We start from the raw sequence: 19,364 nt of genomic DNA, 5'->3' as shown, positions 1-19,364 counted from the left end.
ATCAACGCATGCTCGACGTCGAACCCTTGGCAGTGCCTGACAGACGAGTATCCCGCCAGCCGAGGTCAGACCCCGGACTTGATCCGGCTCCAGTCGCGGGTGATCAGGCGCAGGATCGATGGGCTGGGCGGCAGGCTGACGTACATGCCCTTGACCAGCTGCGCGTCCGGATAGACCGCCGGATTGCTGCGGACTTTCTCATCCATCAGCGCCTTGGCCGGCACGTTGGCGTTGGCGTAGTGCAGGTAGTCGCTGGTCCTGGCGATCACGTCCGGGCGCAGCAGGTAGTTGATGAAGGCGTGGGCGCCTTCGGGGTTGCGTGCGTCCTTGGGGATGGCCAGGGTGTCGAACCAGATGTTGGTGCCTTCCTTCGGTACGCTGTACTCGACGTTCACTGCGCCGCCGGCTTCCTGGGCGCTCTTCTGCGCCTGCAGTACGTCGCCGGAGAAGCCGATGGCGATGCAGACGTTGCCGTTGGCGAGGTCGGCGATGTATTTGGTGGAGCTGAAGTAGGTGACCGAGGGCTTGAGGCTTTCCAGCAGCTTGGTGCCGGCCTCGTAGTCCGCCGGGTTGTTGCTGTTCGGATCCTTGCCGAGGTAGTGCAGGGCCAGCGGCAGGATCTTCGCCGGCGAGTCGAGGAAGGCCACGCCGCAGCCCTTGAGCTTGGCCAGGTTCTCCGGCTTGAACACCAGGTCCCAGGAGTCCAGCGGTGCGTCGGCGCCCAGCGCGGCCTTGACCTTGGCCGGGTTGTAGCCGATGCCGACGGTGCCCCAGAGATACGGTACGGCGAAGCGGTTGCCCGGGTCGGACTGTGCCACGCGGGCCAGCAGGTCAGGGTCGAGGTTCTTGCGGTTGGGCAGCAGCGCGTCATCCAGCGGGCGGTACACGCCGGCCTTGAGCTGGCGGGCGAGGAAGTCCGCCGAGGGCACCACCACGTCGAAGCCGGAATGCCCGGTGAGCAGCTTGGCTTCCAGCACTTCATCGGATTCGAAGGCGTCGAGCACCACCTTGATCCCGGTTTCCTTCTGGAAGTCCTGCAGCACGGTCGGCCCGATATAGTCGGCCCAGTTGGCGAAATGCACCTCTTGCGGCGCCGCCAGTACCGGCAACGCGGCACCGGCCAGCAGGCCGGCCAGACAACCCAAAGCACGCTTGTTCATCTTCACTCCTGGGGCGCCGGCTTGCGCGGCGCCAATGCGATCGGCAGGTGGGAAATGGGCACTGTTCTATTGTTTTCGGCCCTGGCCGAAAACTAGGCGTCGCGGGGTTTTGCGTCGTTCTTCCGTGCACGGGCGGAATCGGCGATGCTGCTGCGTACCCGCGGCACTGTGCAGCGCGATACTCGCGCCCTACGCTGCGGGCCTGGGCGGAGGGAAAACCATGAATGAAGAAACCGAGCGCACCCGCGAAGTGGTCACGCGCTACCACCAGTGCTGGATGAACCGCGACGTCGACGGCGTGCTGGCGATGTTCCATCCGCAGGTGCAGTACTGCGACTTCTACAATGACCTGGAAATCCCTGCCAGCGAGTTGCCCGGGTACATCCGCACGGCCATGCCGCGCAGCCCGCAGCATCACATCGAGCATATCGACCAGATTCGCGCCGACGGCGACACCGCGTTCATCCAGTACCGCTCGCGCCTGACGCTGCGGCGCAGCAGCCGGCTGGCGTCGTTCCGCGCCAGCGAGGCGATCACCGTGCGCGACGGGCTGATCTGGCGTGTCCACGAATATGCCACGCCGGTGCGCGAACAGCGCGAGGAGGGCGTCAAGGACCAGCGCCGCCTGGGCCTGAACTCCGCCCAGGTGGGCAAGATGCTGCTGGATATCGAGTCGTACTTCGGCAGCGCCCATCCCTATCTCGATCCGGAGATGGACCTGGAGCGCCTGGCGCGGGCCACCGGCTACACGCGCAACCAGATTTCCTATCTGCTCAACCAGGTGCTCGGGCAGAGTTTCTACCGCTACCTGAATCAGGCGCGTATCGGCCACCTGCTGGAGCGCCTGCGCGAGGAACCGGCGGCACGCATCGACGAACTGGCGTTCGCGGTGGGCTTCAATTCGCTGTCGGTGTTCTACCGCTGCTTCCGCGAGCACACCGGGCAGCCGCCGCGTGCCTACCTGGCGGCCATGCAGGGAGGAGACCCGGCCTGACGCAGGCGCCAGGCCGGGTTCGCTCAGAGGACCGCGTCGAGCAGCCGGTACCAGGCGATACCCACGCCGAGATAGAGGCGTTGCAGACCGTGGAAGGGGATCGGCCGTACCGGCGTGGCCGGGAAGGGGAAGTCCTTCTCGCGGTCCAGCAGGCGCTCGGCCAGGTGGCGGCCCAGGGCGGAAGCCATGGCGATGCCGCGGCCGTTGTAGCCCAGCAGGATGCTCAGGTTCGGCGCCGGTTCGTGCAGCCGCGGCATGAAGTCCGGCGTCAGCGCCACGCGGCCACTCCACTGGTACTCGAACTCGACCTCGGCCAGTTGCGGGAACAGCCCCAGCAGCGAACGCTTCAGATGCAGCCAGTCACCGGGCGAGCGCGGCTCGGCGAACGGCCCGCGGCCACCCAGCAACAGTCGGCCGCGGGCGTCCTGCTTGAAGTACAGCAGCAGGCGACGGGCATCCGAGCAGACCTCGCCACCCGGCAGCACGCTGCGCCGCAGGTGCTCCGGCAAGGGTCTGGTGGCGACGATGAAGCTGTTGGCGGCGATCACCGTCTGCCGCAGCTTCGGCCACAGGTCGTCGGTGTAGCCGTTGGTGGCGAGGACAACGCGCTCGGCAGTCACGCTGTGCCCGGTGGACGCAGTGAGCTGCCAGCCGTTGCCGTGTCGGCGCAGATCGGTCACCCGGCTGTGGCCGTGGATCGCGGCGCCTTCGCTCAGCGCGGCGCGGGCCAGGCCACGCACGTAGCTCAGCGGTTGCACGCTGCCGGCGCGCGGGTCGACCCAGGCGCCGAGGTAGTCGTTGCTGCCGATGCGCTGGGCGACGCTGCTCTTGTCGAGCATTTCCACCGGCACGCCGCGCTGGCGCCACTGTTCGGCGCGCTTCTCGATGGCGCGCAGGGCGGCCGGCGAGGCGGCCGGTTGAATCCAGCCCTTGCGGGTAGCTTCGCAGTCGATGTCGTAGCGGCGGATCAGCTCGAAGACTTCATCGGCAGCGCCCCCGGCAACGTCGATCAGGCGCTCGGCCTGCGCGCCGCCGAACATCCGGCGCAGATCGTCGGGATCATGCTTGAGGCCGGGAATCACCTGCCCGCCGTTGCGCCCGGAAGCGCCCCAGCCAGGCTCGCCGGCGTCCAGCACGCAGACGCGCACGCCACTGCGGGCCAGGTGCAGGGCGGTGACCAGCCCGGTGTAGCCAGCACCGACGATGGCCACGTCGACCTGTTTGTCTTCAGCCAGCGCCGGGGTTGCCGGGCCGGTGTTCGCGGTGGCTGCCCAGAGCGAGGGCGGTAGCGCCAGGGGCTGGGCGTTCATGCCTGGCCTCCATCGGTGTTGAGCAGGCGGCGGAGGAATTCCTGGGTGCGCGGCTGGCGCGGCGCGCCGAGCACGTCCTTGGCCGCACCTTCCTCGACGATGCGCCCGCCATAGAGGAAGCACACCTTGTCCGCTACTTCGCGGGCGAAGCCCATCTCGTGGGTGACCACGACCATGGTCATGCCCTCGTCGGCGAGCTTGCGCATCACCGCCAGCACTTCGCCGACCAGCTCCGGGTCCAGCGCCGAGGTCGGTTCATCGAAGAGGATTGCCTTGGGCCGCATGGCCAGGGCACGGGCGATGGCCACGCGCTGCTGCTGGCCGCCGGAGAGCTCGTCCGGGTAGGCATCCATGCGATGGCTCAGGCCGACCTTTTCCAGCAGCGCGCGGGCGTGTTCGCGGGCTGCTTCCGGGCGCTCCTTCTTCACGTACACCGGGCCTTCCATGACGTTCTGCAGCGCGGTGCGGTGGGGGAACAGGTTGAAGCGCTGGAACACCATCGCCACCTGGGTGCGGATCTCGTGGATGGAGTTGGCGTGGCGGTCGACACGCTCCTGGCCGACCAGGATGTCGCCACCCTCGTAGGTCTCCAGGCCGTTGATGCAGCGCAACAGGGTGGACTTGCCCGAGCCGGATGGGCCGATCAGGCACACCACCTGGCCGCTCTCCACGGACAGGTCGATGCCTTCGAGGACACGGGTGCTGCCGTAGCTTTTGTGCAGCGACTGGATGCGGATCATGCTTTCTTCCTCGTGGCGATGCGCGCTTCGAGACGGCGCAGGGCATACGACAGCGGCAGGCTCAGGGCCAGGTAGAGCAGGGCCACCAGGGTGTAGACGGTCATGTTCTCGAAGGTCGAGGAGGCGATCAGCTGGCCGGCGCGGGTCATCTCGGCGACGGTGATGGTGGACACCAGCGAGGAGTCCTTGAGCATCATCACCAGGGTGTTGCCGTAGGGCGGCAGGGCGATGCGGAAGGCCTGCGGCAGCACCACCCGGCGCATGATCATCGGGCCGCGCATGCCGAGGGATTCGGCGGCTTCGATCTGCCCCTGCTGGATGGCCTGGATGCCGGCGCGGAAGTTCTCCGCCTGGTACGCCGAGTAGGCGATGCCCAGACCGATGATGCCGGCCTGCATGGCGCTGAGCTGCACGCCGAAGTCCGGCAGCACGAAGTAGATGTAGAACAGCTGCACGATGATCGGCAGGCCGCGGATCACGTTGACCACGGAGATGCCGAACAGCGCGACGGCGCGAATCTTCGACACCATCATCAGGGCGAAGGCCAGGCCGATGAGGGAGCTGAGCAGGAACGACGCAATCGTGACCTGCACGGTGACCACCGCGCCACTCAGGAGAATGGGCAGGAAGTCCAGAGCATTCTGGAGAAACATGGGAAGTGTCCGTGAGCGGAAATCAGAGAGCGCCCGTGACCGGGCGCAGGGAGCGCGGAAGGGTGGCGAGGCTCAGTCGAGGTGCCACTTGCCGATGATGCCGGCCAGTGTGCCGTCGGCCTTGATGCTGGCGATGCCCTTGTTCACCTGGGCGAGCAGAGCCGGGTCGCCCTGGCGCAGGATCAGGCAGACTTCGCCCTTGATCTGCGGCTGGTAGCTGTCCACCAGGCGCACTTTTTTCAGCGTGCCCTTGGCCATCTGGTAGGCGAGGATCGGGTGGTCGCCGAAGCCGGCCTTGATGCGCCCCAGGGCCAGGTCGCGGGTGAGGTCGGCGAGGGAGTCGTAGCCGCGTACTTCCTTGAAGATGCCGCGCTGGTTGAGCTTGTCGATGAAGATGGTGCCGACCTGGGCGCCAACGATCTCGCCCTTGAAGTCATCCATGCTGGTGTAGGCCTTGTCGTCGTCGGCGCGTACCACCAGGCCCTCGCCGTACTCGAACACCGGGTCGGAGTACTGCACCACTTTCTCCCGCTCGGGCGTGCGCAGCATGGCGGCGGAGATCAGGTCGATCTTCTTCGCGGTGAGCGAGGGGATCAGGGCGGCGAAGGTGGTCTGGGCGATTTCCACGTCGAAGCCGCCGGCCTTGGCCACGGCCTGGGCGGAGTCGACCATCATGCCCTGGATGCTGTTGGTCTTGACGTCGAGGAAGGTGAAGGGAACGCCGGTGGCGGTGGCGCCGACTTTCAGAGGTTCGGCCTGGGCGGCAAGGGATGCGGCGCAGCTGGCGACGAGCGCGATGGCGCAGGAAAACACGCGGAGGCGAGGATGCATGGATGAACTCCCATTTGACGCGGTTTGTTGTCTTTATGCGTTATGGATAGCCTCGAGTATCGGCAGGAGGCGTTGGCTGCAATATAAATGATTTACAAGAATCGGAAAGAGATTTATAAATATCGCATATCGATATTCGTGGCCTGATAAGGCCTGTTCCTTCCCAAGGACGAGACATGAGCGACAACGAAAACAGCCTGTTCAACCAGTCGCTGGAAAAGGGCCTGGCGGTGTTGCGTGCCTTCAATGCACGCAATCGCACCATGAACCTGGCCGAGGTAGCCGAGGCGGCCGACATCACCAAGAGTTCCGCGCAGCGGATGATCCATACCCTCGAGGCGCTGGGCTACGTCAGCAAGCATCCGCAGACCAAGCGCTTCCAGCTGACTCCGCAGGTGATGGAGATCGGCTACAACTACCTCGCCGCCGATACCCTGGTGGATGTCGCCAACCCCTTCCTCGCGGAATTGGCGCAGACCACCGGCGAGACCACCAACCTCACCGAGCCGGTGCGCACCGACATGCTCTATGTGGCGCGGTTCGTCGGGCCGAAATTCATCCCGATCCACCTGCCCATCGGCAGCCGCATTCCCATGTACTGCACCGCCTCCGGGCGCGCCTTCCTCAGTGCGCTGAGCGATGACGAAGTGCTGGAGTTGCTGCAGGGCAGCGACCTCTCCAGCCACACCCAGTACACCCGCACTTCGCTGGAGGAAATCCTCGCCGAGATCGCCGAGATTCGCCGCAAGGGCTATGCGATCAACAGCGAGGAGCTGTTCCTGGGCGACATGGCGGTGGCCGCGCCGGTGCGCAACAGCCAGGGGCGCCCGGTGGCTTCGGTGCACGTGGTGGCGCCCACCAGCCGCTGGACCCGCGAAGATGCCGAACGGCGCCTGGCGCCGGCCGCGATCGAATGCGCGCGGGCCATCAGCACCTCGATCAGGACGCTTTGACGCAAGGTTCCGGCATGCGCGCTCCGGCATGCCCTCAGGGTTGCACCTGCAGGCCCGAGGGTTCGTCATCCAGCAGCCTGTGCAGATGCGCCAGCGCCTGCTCGAAGTCGAAGCCTTCGATGGCCGCGGCCACGTCCTCCAGTTGCGCGGCCCTGGGCGAAGCCCGGTAGAAGTCCCGCAGGCGGCCGACAAGGTCACCGGCGCTGGTATCGCTTTGCGCCAGCGCGTCCTGCAATTGCCGGAGCAGGGCGGCTGCCTCGGCGTCGCTCATGGCGGGCTGCGCAATGGCTGGCGGTTGCGCCGCGAGATGTTCCGCGAGCCCGGCCTGGACGACTTCCAGCTCTGCCTGCAGGTCGAGCAACAGGCGTGCGATCAGTGCCTGCGAAGCCTGCGCCTGGCATGCGTCTTCCAGCGCGGCCGCCGCCCGGGCCAGGGCCTGGGCGCCGATGTTGCCGGCGGCGCCGCGCAGGGTATGGGCGGCGCGGCGTTGCGCTTGCGGGTCGCTACCCAGGTCCAGCGCGCGGAACTCGCCGGCGAAATCCGCATAGCTCGTGTGGAAGCGCCGCAACAGCCGTTCATACAGCGCGGTCTTGCCGGCACAGGTGGCGAGTCCGGCCTGGCTATCGATACCGGGCAGGTCGAGCGGGCCGTCTGCGCGGGCGATGGCCACCGCGGCACTGGCGGCCGTTTCGCGGGGGCGCGGCTTTATCCAGCGCGAGAGGGTCAGGAACATCGCTGCCGGGTCGATGGGCTTGGCGATGTGGTCGTTCATGCCGGCGGCCAGCGCCAGTTCGCGGTCGCCGGCCATGTTGTTGGCGGTCATGGCGATGATCGGCAACTGTGCCAACTGCGGACGCAGGCGCAATGCACGGGTGGCCGTATAGCCGTCGAGTACGGGCATCTGGCAGTCCATCAGTACGCCATCGAAGCGCTGGTCGATGGCCAGCCGGTCCAGCGCTTCCTGGCCGTTGCAGGCCAGCACGACCTCGATGCCGGCGTCACCCAGCAGCTCCAGCGCCAGCTCCTGGTTCAGCTCATTGTCCTCCACCAGCAGCACGCGGCTGCCGGCCAGGCCGGCCATGGCATCGTCTGCGGCGCTCTGGCGTTCGCGGCTGCGCGGTTCGACGGGGCTCTGCCCGCCCAGGGCGATATTGATCGACTCCAGCAGCGTGGAGGGCGTCACCGGCTTGGTCAGTACGGTGCCCAGTTCGACACCACGCTCCTGCGCGGCATCCAGGGCTTCTTCGCGGCCGAACGCGGTGACCATGATCACCGCCGGGATATTCTCGCAGTGGCCGTCGTGCAGCCGCGCGACCACTTCGATGCCATCCATCCCCGGCATCTGCCAGTCGACCAGCACCAGTTGGTACGGCAGCTGCCGCAGTTCGGCCTCGCGGATCCACTCGAGCGCCTCGCTGCCATTGCGCGCGACGTCGACTTCCAGGCCGTAGCTCAAGGCCATGCCCGAGAGAATCTCCCGAGCCGAGGCGTTGTCGTCGACCACCAGGGCCCGCACGCCGAGCATCTGGCTCGCCTGCAGCATGCGCCGGGGCGCCGCGCCTGGCGGGATGCCGAAGTGCGCGTGGAAGTGGAACACCGAGCCTTTGCCCGGCTCGCTGTCCACCCAGATCTTTCCGCCCATGAGCTTCACCAGGCTCCTGGAGATCGACAGCCCCAGCCCGGTGCCGCCATAGCGGCGCGAGGTGGACGAATCGGCCTGGATGAAGGACTGGAACATGCGCCCGCATTGCTCGGCGGTCATGCCGATGCCGGTGTCGCGCATCCAGAAGTGCAGGTCCGCCTCCTGTGGGCCAAGCGCCAGAGGCTCGATGCCAAGGACGATTTCCCCGCGCTCGGTGAACTTCACGGCGTTGTTGCCCAGGTTCAGCAGGACCTGTCCCAGCCGCAGCGGATCGCCGATCAGCGAGGTCGGCAATTCCTGGCTCAGCTGGAAGAGCAGCTCCAGGGACTTCTCCTCGGCCTTGAAGCCGACCAGCCCGGAGAATTGCTCGAGCACGTCTTCCAGGCGGAACTCGACGCGCTCCACGTGCATCATCCCGGCCTCGATCTTGGAGAAGTCGAGGATGTCGTTGATGATTCCCAGCAGCCCTTCGGCGGAGCGGTGGACCTTCTGCACGTAGTTGTGCTGCCGGGCATCCAGCCCGCTCTTCAGCGCCAGGCTGCTCATGCCGATGATGACGTTCATCGGTGTGCGGATTTCGTGGCTCATGTTGGCCAGGAACTCGCTCTTGGCCCGCGTCGCTTCCTCCGCCAGCTCCTTGGCGCGGCGCATCTGCTGCTCGGCCTGCTTGCGCTGGGTGATGTCGTACAACCAGCCGAGCACGGCGAATTCGCCCAGGTGATGGATGGGCAGGAAGGTGGCGAAGATGTCGCGTTCCTTGCCGTCGCGGTCGCGCAAGCGCATTTCCCGTTCGACCATCCGTTCGCCGGCATGCATGGCGCTCCACACCACCTCGCGGTCGGCCGGTTCGACGTAGAGCCCGGACGTGGCATCGCCGACCGTGAGACCGAAGGTCTCGATGAAGGCCGGGTTGGCCAGGTGCAGGTGATCCTGGGTCGAAATGGCGACGCTGACCGGGCTGCAATCGAGGATGTACTGCAGGCGTTGCTCGCTTTCCTGCAGAGCCTGGGACTGCTGCTCCATCAGCTCGGCCTGGGTGAGGGTTTCCGCCAGCAGCTGCTCGGTACGTGAGCTGCGTTCGCGGATTTCCAGGTTCATGGCGAGCAGCGGGAGCAGTTCGTCGAGCAGCGTTCGCCGGCTATGCGCGAGCGCCTCCGGGCTTTCCAGGGCCAGCACGCCGACCAGGCGTTCACCGTGGATCAGCGGCAACACGTCGACAAACAGCGCCGGGGCGTAGTCGTCCTGAAAGCGCTGGGCGGGCTGCTGCAAATGAATCGGCTCACGCTGTTTCGCACACTGGCCGACCAGGTCCTGGCCCACGCCCAGGCGCCGCGGCTGGTCAGCGGGCGCCGCGTAGCTGCCCAACAGCAGCAGTTCAGCGCTGTGCTCCTCGTGGACATACAGGGTCGCGCGGCGCAAACCCAGCAATGGTGCCAGTGTGTCGAGGGTGCGATCGCCCAGCTGGTTCGAGCCGGCAACCGATTGCATTGCCGTGCTGAGGGCCGCGACCTGGGTCTTCACCCAGCGCTGGTCGGCCATCTGCCGGGCTTCGGACTGCAGCTCAGTGATCGCCCGCGCCATCTCGCCAATTTCGTTGGGGTAGTCCTGGAAGGGCACCTCCACGTCCAGCTGGCCCTTGCTCAGTGCATCGACCGAGTGCCGCAGGCTTTCCGCCGGGCGGCGAATCGACAGGCTGATGAGGACCCCGAAGAGGAGTCCGCCGCCGACGCACAGCGCGAGCAACCAGAAGGTCAGCTCGACGCTGCGCAGGAAGTGCTCGGAGGCGCGATTGACTTCCAGGTCCGCACCCGCGCGCTTGATCTGCGCCACTTCGGACAGGGCCTGGTTGGCGACCTCGCCGGGGCGCTGCAACTGGGTGGAGGAGAGCAGGGCAATGGCGGCGATGTCCGATGAGCGGCCCGCGCTGGCGGGTTGGTCGTTGAGCTGCAGGACCCGGTCGACCTGTCCCTGGTACTCCTCGTAGGCGACCTCGAAGCGGGTCAGTTCCTGCTGGGCATTGGAGCGATAGATGAGCGGACGCGACTGTTCGACTTCCTCGCGCAGGGTCGCCTTGGCCTCCTTGAGCTGCTCCAGCGCCTGCGCCCTGGCGCCCGCGTCCGCGGCGAGCACCGCCTGGCGGACGCTCCGGCCCATGCCCGCGAGGGCCACGCGGGCGGCATCGATATGCGAGAGGCCGAGCATCTCCTTCTCGTAGATCTGGGTGATCCGCTGGTTCTGCTCGCGCTGCACGTACAGGCTGTAAAGGCCAATGGAAAGGGCAAACAGGAGGATGCCGCCAAACCCGATCACCAGCCGGGTTCCCAGCTTCAACTGCTGTAGAAAACCGAGGGGATTCACCATCGGGCCGCCTCCTGGCGGGTCTGTCCTGGAGCGATGAACAGCACGGGTTGCTCAACCAGGCGTGCCGACCTCGGCAGAAAGGGCGGTGTGGTCGCCGAAGCGCTCGGCGATGTGGCGGAACTCGTCCTGCAGCGCGACGAAGGCATCCACCACGTCGGGATCGAAATGCTGCCCGCGCTGGCCGCGGATGTAGTCGACGGCGGCCTCGTGCGGCATGGCGTTCTTGTAGATGCGTCGGCTGATCAGCGCGTCGTAGACGTCGGCCACCGCCATCAGCCGCGCCGACAGCGGGATCGCATCGCCGGCGAGGCCCTGGGGATAGCCTGAACCGTCCCATTTCTCGTGATGGCCGTAGGCGATCTGCTTGGCCAGGCGCAGGAAGGGCACGTCCATGCCGAGGCGCTCCTCGGCCTTCGCCAGGGCTTCGAGCCCCAGCGTGGTGTGCTGCTTCATGATCTCGAACTCTTCGCTGGTCAGTCGGCCCGGCTTGAGCAGGATGTGGTCCGGGATGCCGACCTTGCCGATGTCGTGCAGCGGCGCCGACTTGAACAGCAGGTGACGGGTCTCGTCGTCCAGTTCGGCAACGAAGCGCGGGTGCTGCCGCAGGTGCTCGGCCAATGCGCTGACGTAATGCTGGGTGCGCCGGATGTGGTTGCCGGTCTCGTTGTCACGGGTCTCCGCCAGGGAGGCCATGGCCAGGATGGTCACATCCTGGATCGCCGCCACTTCGCGGGTTCGCCGCTGCACTTCCTGCTCGAGGAATTCGTTCTGGTCGCGCAGGAAGTCGGCGGCGGCCTTGATGCGCAACTGGTTATCCACGCGCATCAGCACGGTCGGTGGATTGATGGGCTTGGTCAGGTAGTCCACCGCGCCGAGTTCGAGGCCGCGTATTTCATTGTCGGCGGTGCCCTGCGCGGTGATGAAAATGACCGGGATGCCGCTCGTTCGCGGGTCCTCGCGCAACCGCCGGCAGACCTCGAAGCCATTCATGCCGGGCATCATCACATCCAGCAGGATGATGTCCGGCGGCTCGTCGGAGTGGGCGATCTGCAAGGCCTTCTCGCCGGTGCGGGCGGCCTTGACGCGATACAGCAACTTGAGCAGCTCCGAGAGGAGCGTCAGGTTCTCGGGAGCATCGTCGACGATCAGGACTGTCGGACGAACAACGGGACCAGGCTCATTCATTGACCATCCTCTGCCGAAAGGGGCGCGCCAGGGCAATTCCTTCCTGCGCGCGGAAATCAGTATAGACCGCGCCGCTCAAGCCTCTCGCCCAGGGAGAGAGGCCGGCGACAGCCTCAACCGTTGTGTTCCACTTCGACGAAGTGCCGCGTGCCGGCCTCGACGTCGTAGATGTGGTAGTTGTTCATCATCCGCCCGTAGAGGTGAAGGCTCACCGCGCGCGGACGGTCGGCGGGGACGCCGGTGACATGGATATGGTCGGGGTTGGGGACGAAGCTGGTCACGGCTCCCGGTGGCAGCAGGATCATGCCGCCCTTGACCAGTTCGATGCCCTCGTCGCGGTTGCGGTCGGCGGACAGGCAGACATAGCTGCGCTCCTCCAGCACGCCTTCGACTATGCCCACCACGCCCCAGCTACCGTGGTCGTGCACTGGCGTCCACTGGCCCGGCGACCACACCAGGGCATAGAGCGACAGGTTGTCGTCAGGCGCCTGGTAGACCAGGTTGCGCGCGTAGTGGCTCGGGTCGCTCTGGTAGTGGTGCGCCTCGAGGAAGTCGCCGGCATGCGCCAGCAGTTCCATCATGAAGGGCGCCAGCGAGGCGACACACTGGCAAGGTTCGGATTCCTGTCGGCTGAGCTGCGTGGCGTGGTCGATGAAGCGGGAAAGGCTGGCGTTGGGCATGAGCGGTGCGCTCCGGAGGGCTTTCGCGACACAACGACCAATCACTCTAGCCGCTTTTGCCAAGCCTGCGCGGCGCCGCAGGACGGATAGTTCGGCACGGGTCATCGGCCATTTCGGCGGATGACGCCGAGTGCGTCACTCGCCCTCGGCGTCCTTCGGCGTGCGCCGCAGCAGGTAGGTGTCCATGATCCAGCCGTTGGCCTCGCGGGCTTCGCGGCGGGTGCGCTGGATGTCTTCAGCAACCTCGGCGAGCCTGCCGCTGCGCAGGATTTCGTCCGCTGTACCGACATAGGCGCCCCAGTAGATTTCCAGCTGCGGGTCATCCAGCTGGCGGTAGGCGTCCTCGGCGTCGAGCATCACCACGACGCTTTCGGCGTTATCCGGAAAACCTTCTGCCAGGCGCCTACCGGTGGTGATCTGCACCGATTGGCCGATGGCGTTGAGCGGTACCTTGTGGCGCGCTGCCAGGGCCTGGACGCTGGTGATGCCGGGGATCACCTGGTAGTCGAAGCTGACGCGGCCCTCGCGCTGGATGGCGTCGAGTATGCGCAGGGTGCTGTCGTACAGCGATGGGTCGCCCCAGACGAGGAAGGCACCGCACTGGCCGTCTTGCAGTTCAGCGGCGATCAGGCGTTCGAATACCTGCTGCTTGGCCTGGTTCAGGTCGCGCACCTGGCCTGCGTAATCGCCTTCACGCACGCGCTCCGGACTGTCGGCTTCGACGATGCGGTAATCGGAGCGAGAGACATAGCGCTGGAGGATGTCGCGGCGCAACTGGATCAGCTTGTCCTTGCTCGCGCCCTTGTCCATCAGGAAGAACACGTCCGCGCGGTTCATCGCGTTGATGGCCTGGACGGTGAGGTACTCGGGATCGCCTGCGCCGATGCCGATGATGAGCAGCTGCTTCATGTAGGGCCTGTTTGCCGTGGAGCGAAGGGCTTCAAGACTACGCCTGTCCGGCGACATGCTCATCTGCCGGATCGACGCGCTGTTGCGGGTGTTTGCCGATGGTCCGCTGCGGGCTGAGGCCGATCGCGGACGGAGTCCGCTCCTACGCGCGAATTCGGAGTCGCAGGAGCGGACTTTGTCCGCGTTGTTTCAACGTCGCAGCAACGTAGGGCGCATAACCCGGCCACGGGTTATCCGCCGTGGCGGATAACGCCTGGGGCGTTATGCGCCCTACGGGGCTGGATAGTCCGTCGCTGCGTGTTCCCCCTCACCCCAACCCTGGCTGCGCGCCCCGCTCCTCAGGGAGAGGGAGCAGTCCGTGCCGGCTAGTGCCGACGTTTCATCCTGCACCGAACGGTCCCCTCTCCCTCTGGGAGAGGGCTAGGGTGAGGGGTGGCCCAAGCGCAGAGGTATATCGTAGGAGCGGACTCTGTCCGCGATGTTTCAACGTCGCAGCAACGTAGGGCGCATAACCCGGCACGGGTTATCCGCCGTGGCGGATAACGCCTGGGGCGTTATGCGCCCTACGGGGCGTCATCGACCCGCGTTCAGCCCAGCAGCGCCACGTCCCTGCGCAACTCGCGGGCGGCCGCGACCATGTTCACCAGTGCGGCTTCCGTCTCCGGCCAGGCGCGGGTCTTCAGGCCGCAGTCGGGGTTGACCCAGAGGCGCTCGGCGGGAATGCGCTGCGCCGCCTTGCGCAGCAGCTTGACCATCTCGTCCTTGCCCGGCACGCGCGGCGAATGGATGTCATACACGCCCGGGCCGATCTCGTTGGGGTATTCGAACTTCTCGAAGGCTTCCAGCAGCTCCATGTCCGAGCGCGAGGTCTCGATGGTGATGACGTCGGCGTCCATGGCGGCGATGGATTCGATCACATCGTTGAACTCGCTGTAGCACATGTGCGTATGGATCTGGGTGTCGTCGCGCACCCCGGATGCACACAGGCGGAAGGCCTCGGTGGCCCAGTCGAGGTAGCGGCCCCAGTCGCTGCGACGCAGCGGCAGGCCTTCGCGGAAGGCGGCCTCGTCGATCTGCACGATGCGGATGCCCGCGGCTTCCAGGTCGACCACCTCGTCACGGATCGCCAGCGCCAGTTGCCGCGCCTGCGCTTCGCGGGAAATATCCTCGCGCGGGAAGGACCACATCAGCATGGTCACCGGGCCGGTCAGCATGCCTTTCATCACCTTGCGGGTGAGGCTCTGGGCGTAGCGGATCCACTCCACGGTCATCGCTTGCGGGCGGCTCAGGTCGCCGTAGATCACCGCCGGCTTCACGCAGCGCGAGCCGTAGCTCTGTACCCAGCCGAAGCGGGTGAAGAGGTAGCCGTCGAGCTGCTCGGCGAAGTACTCGACCATGTCGTTGCGCTCGGCCTCGCCGTGTACCAGCACGTCCAGCCCCAGGTGCTCCTGGATTTCCACGGCGTGGCGAATCTCGCTGTGCATCGCCTCGGTGTAGTCGGCGGTGCTGAGCTTGCCCTGCCGGAAGGCCTGGCGCGCCAGGCGAATGGCCGAGGTCTGCGGGAAGGAACCGATGGTGGTGGTGGGGAAGTCCGGCAGGTTCAGCCTGGCGCGCTGCGCCACGATGCGCTCGGCAAACGGCGACTGGCGCTGGCTGTCGGCGGCTTGCACGGCGGCCAGGCGCGCCTTCACTTGCGGCTTGTGGATGCGCGGCGATGCGGCGCGGCTGGCCTGAATGGCGCGGCTGCGCTCGACGGCGGCGAGGGTTTCCGGGGCGTCGGGCTGATTGACGGCGCGGGCGAGGAGCGCGACTTCGGCGCACTTCTGTACGGCAAACGCCAGCCAGCTCTTCAGCTCGGCATCCAGCTGGTCTTCGCGCTCCACGTCCACCGGGCTGTGCAGCAGCGAACAGGAGGGCGCGACCCAGAGGCGGTCGCCGACCCGATCATGGGCGTGGCGCAGCACCTCCAGGCTTTTCTCCAGGTCGCAGCGCCAGACATTGCGGCCGTTGACCACGCCGAGGGAGAGAATCTTGTAGGCCGGCAGGCGGTCGAGGATGCTCGGGAACTGCTCGGACGCGCGCACCAGGTCCAGGTGCAGGCCGTCCACCGGCAAGCCGGCGGCCAGCCCCAGGTTGTCATCCAGGCCGCCGAAATAGGTGGCCACGAGTTTCTTCAGCGGCTCGCTCTGCAGCAGGTTGTAGGTGCGTTCGAAGGCGTTTTTCCAGTCCTGCGGCAGGTCGAGGGCGAGGATCGGCTCGTCGATCTGCACCCATTCCACGCCCTGGGCGGCGAGGCGGCGGAAGATCTGGCCGTAGAGCGGCAGCAGGCGCTCGACCAGGTCAAGCTTGTCGAAGTCGCCGCCCTTGGTCTTGCCCAGCCAGAGGTAGGTCAGCGGGCCGATCACCACCGGCTTGACGTTGTGGCCAAGCGCCTTGGCCTCATCGACCTCTTCGAACAGCTGCTCCCAGCTCAGTTCGAACTGCTGGTCGGCGCTGAACTCCGGGACCAGGTAGTGGTAGTTGGTGTCGAACCACTTGGTCAGCTCCAGTGCAAGAACGGGTTGCCCATGGGCGCCGCAGCAACCGGCACTGCTGTCGTTTCCAGCAGCACCACGCGCCATGGAAAACAGCGTCTGCAGGGTCGGCCTGGCGCCGCCATGCGAGCGGAAACGCTCGGGAATCACGCCGAAGGTCAGCGAGTGGGTCAGGACCTGGTCGTACCAGGCGAAGTCGCCCACCGGCAGCAACTCGATGCCGGCGTTCTTCTGCAACTGCCAGTGGGCGGCGCGGAGCTCGCGGCCGACGGCGCGCAGGCCGGCTTCATCCAGTTCGCCTTTCCAGAAGGCTTCCTGGGCTTTCTTCAGCTCGCGGTCGCGGCCGATGCGGGGGAAGCCGAGGTTGTGTGCCAGCGCCATGTGAATCTCTCCAATGAATCAACGATGGGGAAATTCTCCCGGCGCAAGCATCATGAGACAAACTCAATGTTCTCGTGATGAATACAAGAAATCTTCATGTTGAGCTGCGCGGGTGAGCACTTCGCAGCGCCGCGCCATGGGCAATGCCTCCAGGCTGCCTCGCCCTTACTCGGTGCCGCGCATCTGCCGCGCCAGCGCCCCCGGCGAGGTGCCGAGCTGGCGCTGGAACAGCTCGATGAAGGCCGAGGTGGATTCGTAGCCCAGCTCACCGGCAATCAGCGTGACCGCTTCACCACGCTCCAGCCTCGGCAGCGCCGCCAGCAGCCGGACGCGCTCGCGCCACTGGCGGAACGACAGCCCGGTCTCGTCGCGGAACAGTCGCGCCAGGGTGCGCCGCGAGGCGCCCACGCGCTGTGCCCAGTCTTCGATGCCCAGACGCTCGCCGGGGTGTTCCTGCAGGTGATCGGTGACCCGTCGCAGCCGGGCATCGCGCGGCAGCGGCAGGTCCAGGCCGGAGTCCGGCGCATTGTGCAGTTCATCCACCAGCACCTGCATCAGGCGGGCTTGCGGGCCTTCGTCGGGGTAGTCGCAGGCGAACTCGCTGGCGCGCTGGATGAGGTTGTCGAGTAGCGGCGAGATCTCCACCACGCGGCACGGGCCGAGCCCCGCGGCGATCTCCGGGGCCAGGTAGAAGCTGCGGAACACCACGGCCGTCCGGGCCCTTACGCTGTGGGATACGCCTGCCGGCAGCCACATGGCGCGGCGTGGCGGGATGAGGCAGGCGTGCTGCTCGGTGCTGGCCTCCAGCACTCCGCTGGCGGCGTACATCAATTGCCCCCAGGGATGGCTGTGCGGCTCCACGCTGTGGCCGGCCGGCATGTCGAAGGCGCGCAGCCACACGGGCCGGGGCAGGGTGGTGAAGCCGGGAAGCGCCAGAGGATCCTGTCCCGTCGACGGCATAGCTTGTCTCTCTCACGGAAGTGGGCCACGAACTGCCGATGGTAGCGTTTTCTCCGGCCCAAACCAGCCCGTAATGAGGAAAACGCATGAGCAGCCATCGTCCGCAACAACGCCTTTCAGTACTGGATATCCGCCAACGTCGCGACGCCGGCAGCCTTGTGGTACTGACCGCTTATTCAGCACCCATGGCGCGCCTGCTCGACCCGCACGTCGACATTCTGCTGGTGGGCGATTCACTGGGCATGGTGCTTTATGGCATGCCGCATACCCTGGCCGTCAGCCTGGACACCATGATTGCCCACGGTGCTGCGGTGGTCCGTGGCTCGCAACGGGCGTGCGTGGTGGTGGACCTGCCATTCGCCAGCTACCAGGCCTCGCCACAGCAGGCCTTCCTCGCTGCTGCGCGGGTACTCGCCGAGAGCGCCGCGCAGGCGGTGAAGCTCGAAGGCGGGGTGGAGATGGCCGAGACCATCGCCTTCCTGGTCGAGCGTGGCATTCCGGTGATGGCGCATGTCGGCCTGATGCCCCAGAAGGTCAACGCCCTCGGTGGGTTCAAGGTGCAAGGCAAGGACGAGCAGGGCGCTGCCCGGGTACTGCGTGACGCCGAAGCCGTGGCCGCCGCCGGGGCCTTCAGCGTAGTGCTCGAAGGCGTGCTGGAACCACTCGCGCGGCAGGTATGCGAGCGTCTGGAGATACCGGTGATCGGCATTGGCGCCTCGCCCGCCTGCGCCGGGCAGGTGCTGGTGAGCGAGGACATGCTGGGGCTTTCCGGCGAGCAGATTCCGCGCTTCGCGCAGCAGTACGTGCGGGTGGATGAGCTGATCAGCTCCGCGGCCGAACGCTTTGCCAGCGAGGTACGCGCGGGCCAGTTTCCGCAGGCGCGACATTGCTTCGGGATGAATTCATCCCGCTGAGGCGGGAGCAAGGGCTGGATCATCGCGGACGGAGTCCGCTCCTGCGAGATACCTTTGCGCGTGGGCCATCCCTCACCCTGGCCCTCTCCCAAGGGGAGAGGGGACCGTTCAGAAACCTGCGGGCTGCCCCCTCTCCCTGACGGGGCGCGCAGCCAGGGTTGGGGTGAGGGGGAAGACGCAGCGACAGACTATCCAGAAAAGACAGTTGCTCCTGCGAACGCTGACGTCTGCCTAGGAGCGGACTTCGTCCGCGATCGTCTCCGGCATTGCATGGCGCCAGGTGTTGTGGCGCGTCAGACCCACTCGGTGCTGCGCTTGCGCCGCACGCGCAGCATGGTCGGCAGGATCAGCCCGGCGAGCAGGCCGGCTCCGGCTATGCTGCCGCCGTAGGCCATGTAGCGCATCAGCACCTGCTTGTTCTCGTCGCCCAGTTGCGCCTGGGTGTCGCGTAGCTGCGAGCGTGCCTGGTTCAGCTCGGAGTCCAGCGCAGAGCGCGCCGCCTGCAGTTCGTCGATGAGTTTCTTGCGTGCGTCCAGGGTTTCCTGCATGCCCTGCACGCGGTTTTTCCAGCTGTCGTCGATGGTCTGCAGCTGGGTGCTCAGCTCGGTGACCTTCTGCTCCAGCGCCGGCAGACGTTCGGCCTGGCCGGGTTTCTCCTGCAGGTCCTTGCTGGCGATCCACACCGTGCTGCCGCTGTCGCTGCGCACCTGGCTGTAGTCGCCGGAAGTGCTGACCAGCTGGACCTTCTGCCCGGAGGTCAGGGTGCCGACGATGCGGTAGCCGTCGGTAGGGCCGCTGCGCACGTAGGTGCTCAGGCTGTCGTTCACCCAGCGCGCGCTGCTGGCGGGCTCCTCGGCCTGGGCCGGAGCGCCGGCTGCCAGCAGGCCGGCGAACAGGCAGGCGCCGATGGCGCGGGTCTGGAGGGGAGAAACTCGTGCGGGGAAGCGACGCGATAGGGACATGGGCAATCTTCACATGACTTGGAACGAAACCCGCCTTGCGGGAGCGAAAACGTCGGCCGGGCGTTTTATTTGAAACGAAGGGTTCAGAACCAGCCGGGTGGCCAATGGCCAGGAATCCCACCCGGTGGGCCGACAGCACACAGACAGTCGTCGGATGCCGAGAGTTCACCGGTAGGAAATTGCACGGATGAGTGG

15 protein-coding genes are annotated in these 19,364 nt (G+C 66.4%); 3 read left to right on the top strand and 12 right to left on the bottom strand.

The annotated features are described in order from the left end of the window. Positions 1 to 65: 65 nt before the first annotated feature. Positions 66 to 1,160, bottom strand: a complete 1,095-nt coding sequence (locus L6D89_RS21110) for a polyamine ABC transporter substrate-binding protein (RefSeq protein WP_236201066.1) — start codon at positions 1,158 to 1,160, stop codon at positions 66 to 68. Positions 1,161 to 1,380: 220 nt separating this feature from the next. On the opposite strand from L6D89_RS21110, the gene L6D89_RS21105 reads away from it, so the two are divergent. Then, the gene (locus L6D89_RS21105) at positions 1,381 to 2,154 is read left to right on the top strand and encodes an AraC family transcriptional regulator (protein WP_236174130.1); all 774 of its coding nucleotides are present in this window, start codon (positions 1,381 to 1,383) and stop codon (positions 2,152 to 2,154) included. A 23-nt stretch (positions 2,155 to 2,177) separates the two neighbouring features. On the opposite strand, the gene L6D89_RS21100 is transcribed toward L6D89_RS21105, so the two are convergent. From L6D89_RS21100 to L6D89_RS21085, 4 genes are all read right to left on the bottom strand, one after another. Beyond that, entirely contained in the window at positions 2,178 to 3,464 is a 1,287-nt protein-coding gene (locus tag L6D89_RS21100; protein WP_236201065.1) for an NAD(P)/FAD-dependent oxidoreductase, read from the bottom strand. Continuing rightward, positions 3,461 to 4,204, bottom strand: coding sequence for an amino acid ABC transporter ATP-binding protein (locus L6D89_RS21095; protein WP_236174128.1), 744 nt, complete (start codon positions 4,202 to 4,204; stop codon positions 3,461 to 3,463). Before L6D89_RS21095 ends, L6D89_RS21100 begins: the two co-directional genes overlap by 4 nt. Beyond that, positions 4,201 to 4,857 carry an amino acid ABC transporter permease gene (locus tag L6D89_RS21090; protein ID WP_038803618.1) on the bottom strand — a complete coding sequence of 219 codons (657 nt, stop codon included), beginning with the start codon at positions 4,855 to 4,857 and terminating at the stop codon, positions 4,201 to 4,203. The genes L6D89_RS21095 and L6D89_RS21090 overlap by 4 nt, the downstream gene beginning before the upstream one ends. A gap of 72 nt (positions 4,858 to 4,929) precedes the next feature. Beyond that, a complete protein-coding gene (locus L6D89_RS21085) occupies positions 4,930 to 5,688 on the bottom strand; it encodes an ABC transporter substrate-binding protein (protein WP_236174127.1) in 759 nt (252 codons plus the stop codon). A 176-nt stretch (positions 5,689 to 5,864) separates the two neighbouring features. Between L6D89_RS21085 and L6D89_RS21080 the strand changes: the two genes are divergently transcribed. After that, complete coding sequence (locus tag L6D89_RS21080) at positions 5,865 to 6,641, top strand: IclR family transcriptional regulator (protein WP_236174126.1); 777 nt, start codon at positions 5,865 to 5,867, stop codon at positions 6,639 to 6,641. A 34-nt stretch (positions 6,642 to 6,675) separates the two neighbouring features. Here the strand turns inward: L6D89_RS21080 and L6D89_RS21075 are convergent, their stop codons facing one another. The 6 genes from L6D89_RS21075 to L6D89_RS21050 form a co-directional block, all read right to left on the bottom strand. Further along, positions 6,676 to 10,644, bottom strand: a complete 3,969-nt coding sequence (locus tag L6D89_RS21075; protein WP_236201064.1) for a response regulator — start codon at positions 10,642 to 10,644, stop codon at positions 6,676 to 6,678. A gap of 51 nt (positions 10,645 to 10,695) precedes the next feature. Further along, positions 10,696 to 11,829 carry an HD-GYP domain-containing protein gene (locus L6D89_RS21070; protein ID WP_236174124.1) on the bottom strand — a complete coding sequence of 378 codons (1,134 nt, stop codon included), beginning with the start codon at positions 11,827 to 11,829 and terminating at the stop codon, positions 10,696 to 10,698. 113 nt (positions 11,830 to 11,942) lie between these two features. Continuing rightward, positions 11,943 to 12,509 carry a cysteine dioxygenase family protein gene (locus L6D89_RS21065; protein WP_236174123.1) on the bottom strand — a complete coding sequence of 189 codons (567 nt, stop codon included), beginning with the start codon at positions 12,507 to 12,509 and terminating at the stop codon, positions 11,943 to 11,945. Positions 12,510 to 12,644: 135 nt separating this feature from the next. Next, positions 12,645 to 13,418: a precorrin-6A synthase (deacetylating) gene (gene cobF / locus L6D89_RS21060; RefSeq protein WP_236201063.1), complete on the bottom strand. Its 774-nt coding sequence runs from the start codon at positions 13,416 to 13,418 to the stop codon at positions 12,645 to 12,647. Between the two features lie 587 nt (positions 13,419 to 14,005). After that, the gene (gene metE, locus L6D89_RS21055; RefSeq protein WP_236201062.1) at positions 14,006 to 16,333 is read right to left on the bottom strand and encodes a 5-methyltetrahydropteroyltriglutamate--homocysteine S-methyltransferase; all 2,328 of its coding nucleotides are present in this window, start codon (positions 16,331 to 16,333) and stop codon (positions 14,006 to 14,008) included. Positions 16,334 to 16,498: 165 nt separating this feature from the next. Then, the gene (locus L6D89_RS21050) at positions 16,499 to 17,293 is read right to left on the bottom strand and encodes an AraC family transcriptional regulator (RefSeq protein WP_236201061.1); all 795 of its coding nucleotides are present in this window, start codon (positions 17,291 to 17,293) and stop codon (positions 16,499 to 16,501) included. Between the two features lie 86 nt (positions 17,294 to 17,379). On the opposite strand from L6D89_RS21050, the gene panB reads away from it, so the two are divergent. Continuing rightward, the gene (gene panB / locus L6D89_RS21045) at positions 17,380 to 18,207 is read left to right on the top strand and encodes a 3-methyl-2-oxobutanoate hydroxymethyltransferase (protein WP_236201060.1); all 828 of its coding nucleotides are present in this window, start codon (positions 17,380 to 17,382) and stop codon (positions 18,205 to 18,207) included. A 293-nt stretch (positions 18,208 to 18,500) separates the two neighbouring features. Here panB and L6D89_RS21040 read toward each other — a convergent pair whose 3' ends face one another. Beyond that, positions 18,501 to 19,169: a TIGR04211 family SH3 domain-containing protein gene (locus tag L6D89_RS21040; RefSeq protein WP_236174118.1), complete on the bottom strand. Its 669-nt coding sequence runs from the start codon at positions 19,167 to 19,169 to the stop codon at positions 18,501 to 18,503. Between the last annotated feature and the right edge of the window lie 195 nt (positions 19,170 to 19,364).

The sequence above is a fragment of the Pseudomonas pseudonitroreducens genome, from assembly GCF_021603645.1.
Classification (GTDB): Bacteria; Pseudomonadota; Gammaproteobacteria; order Pseudomonadales; family Pseudomonadaceae; genus Pseudomonas; species Pseudomonas pseudonitroreducens.
This window is presented reverse-complemented; position numbering and strand designations above follow the sequence as displayed.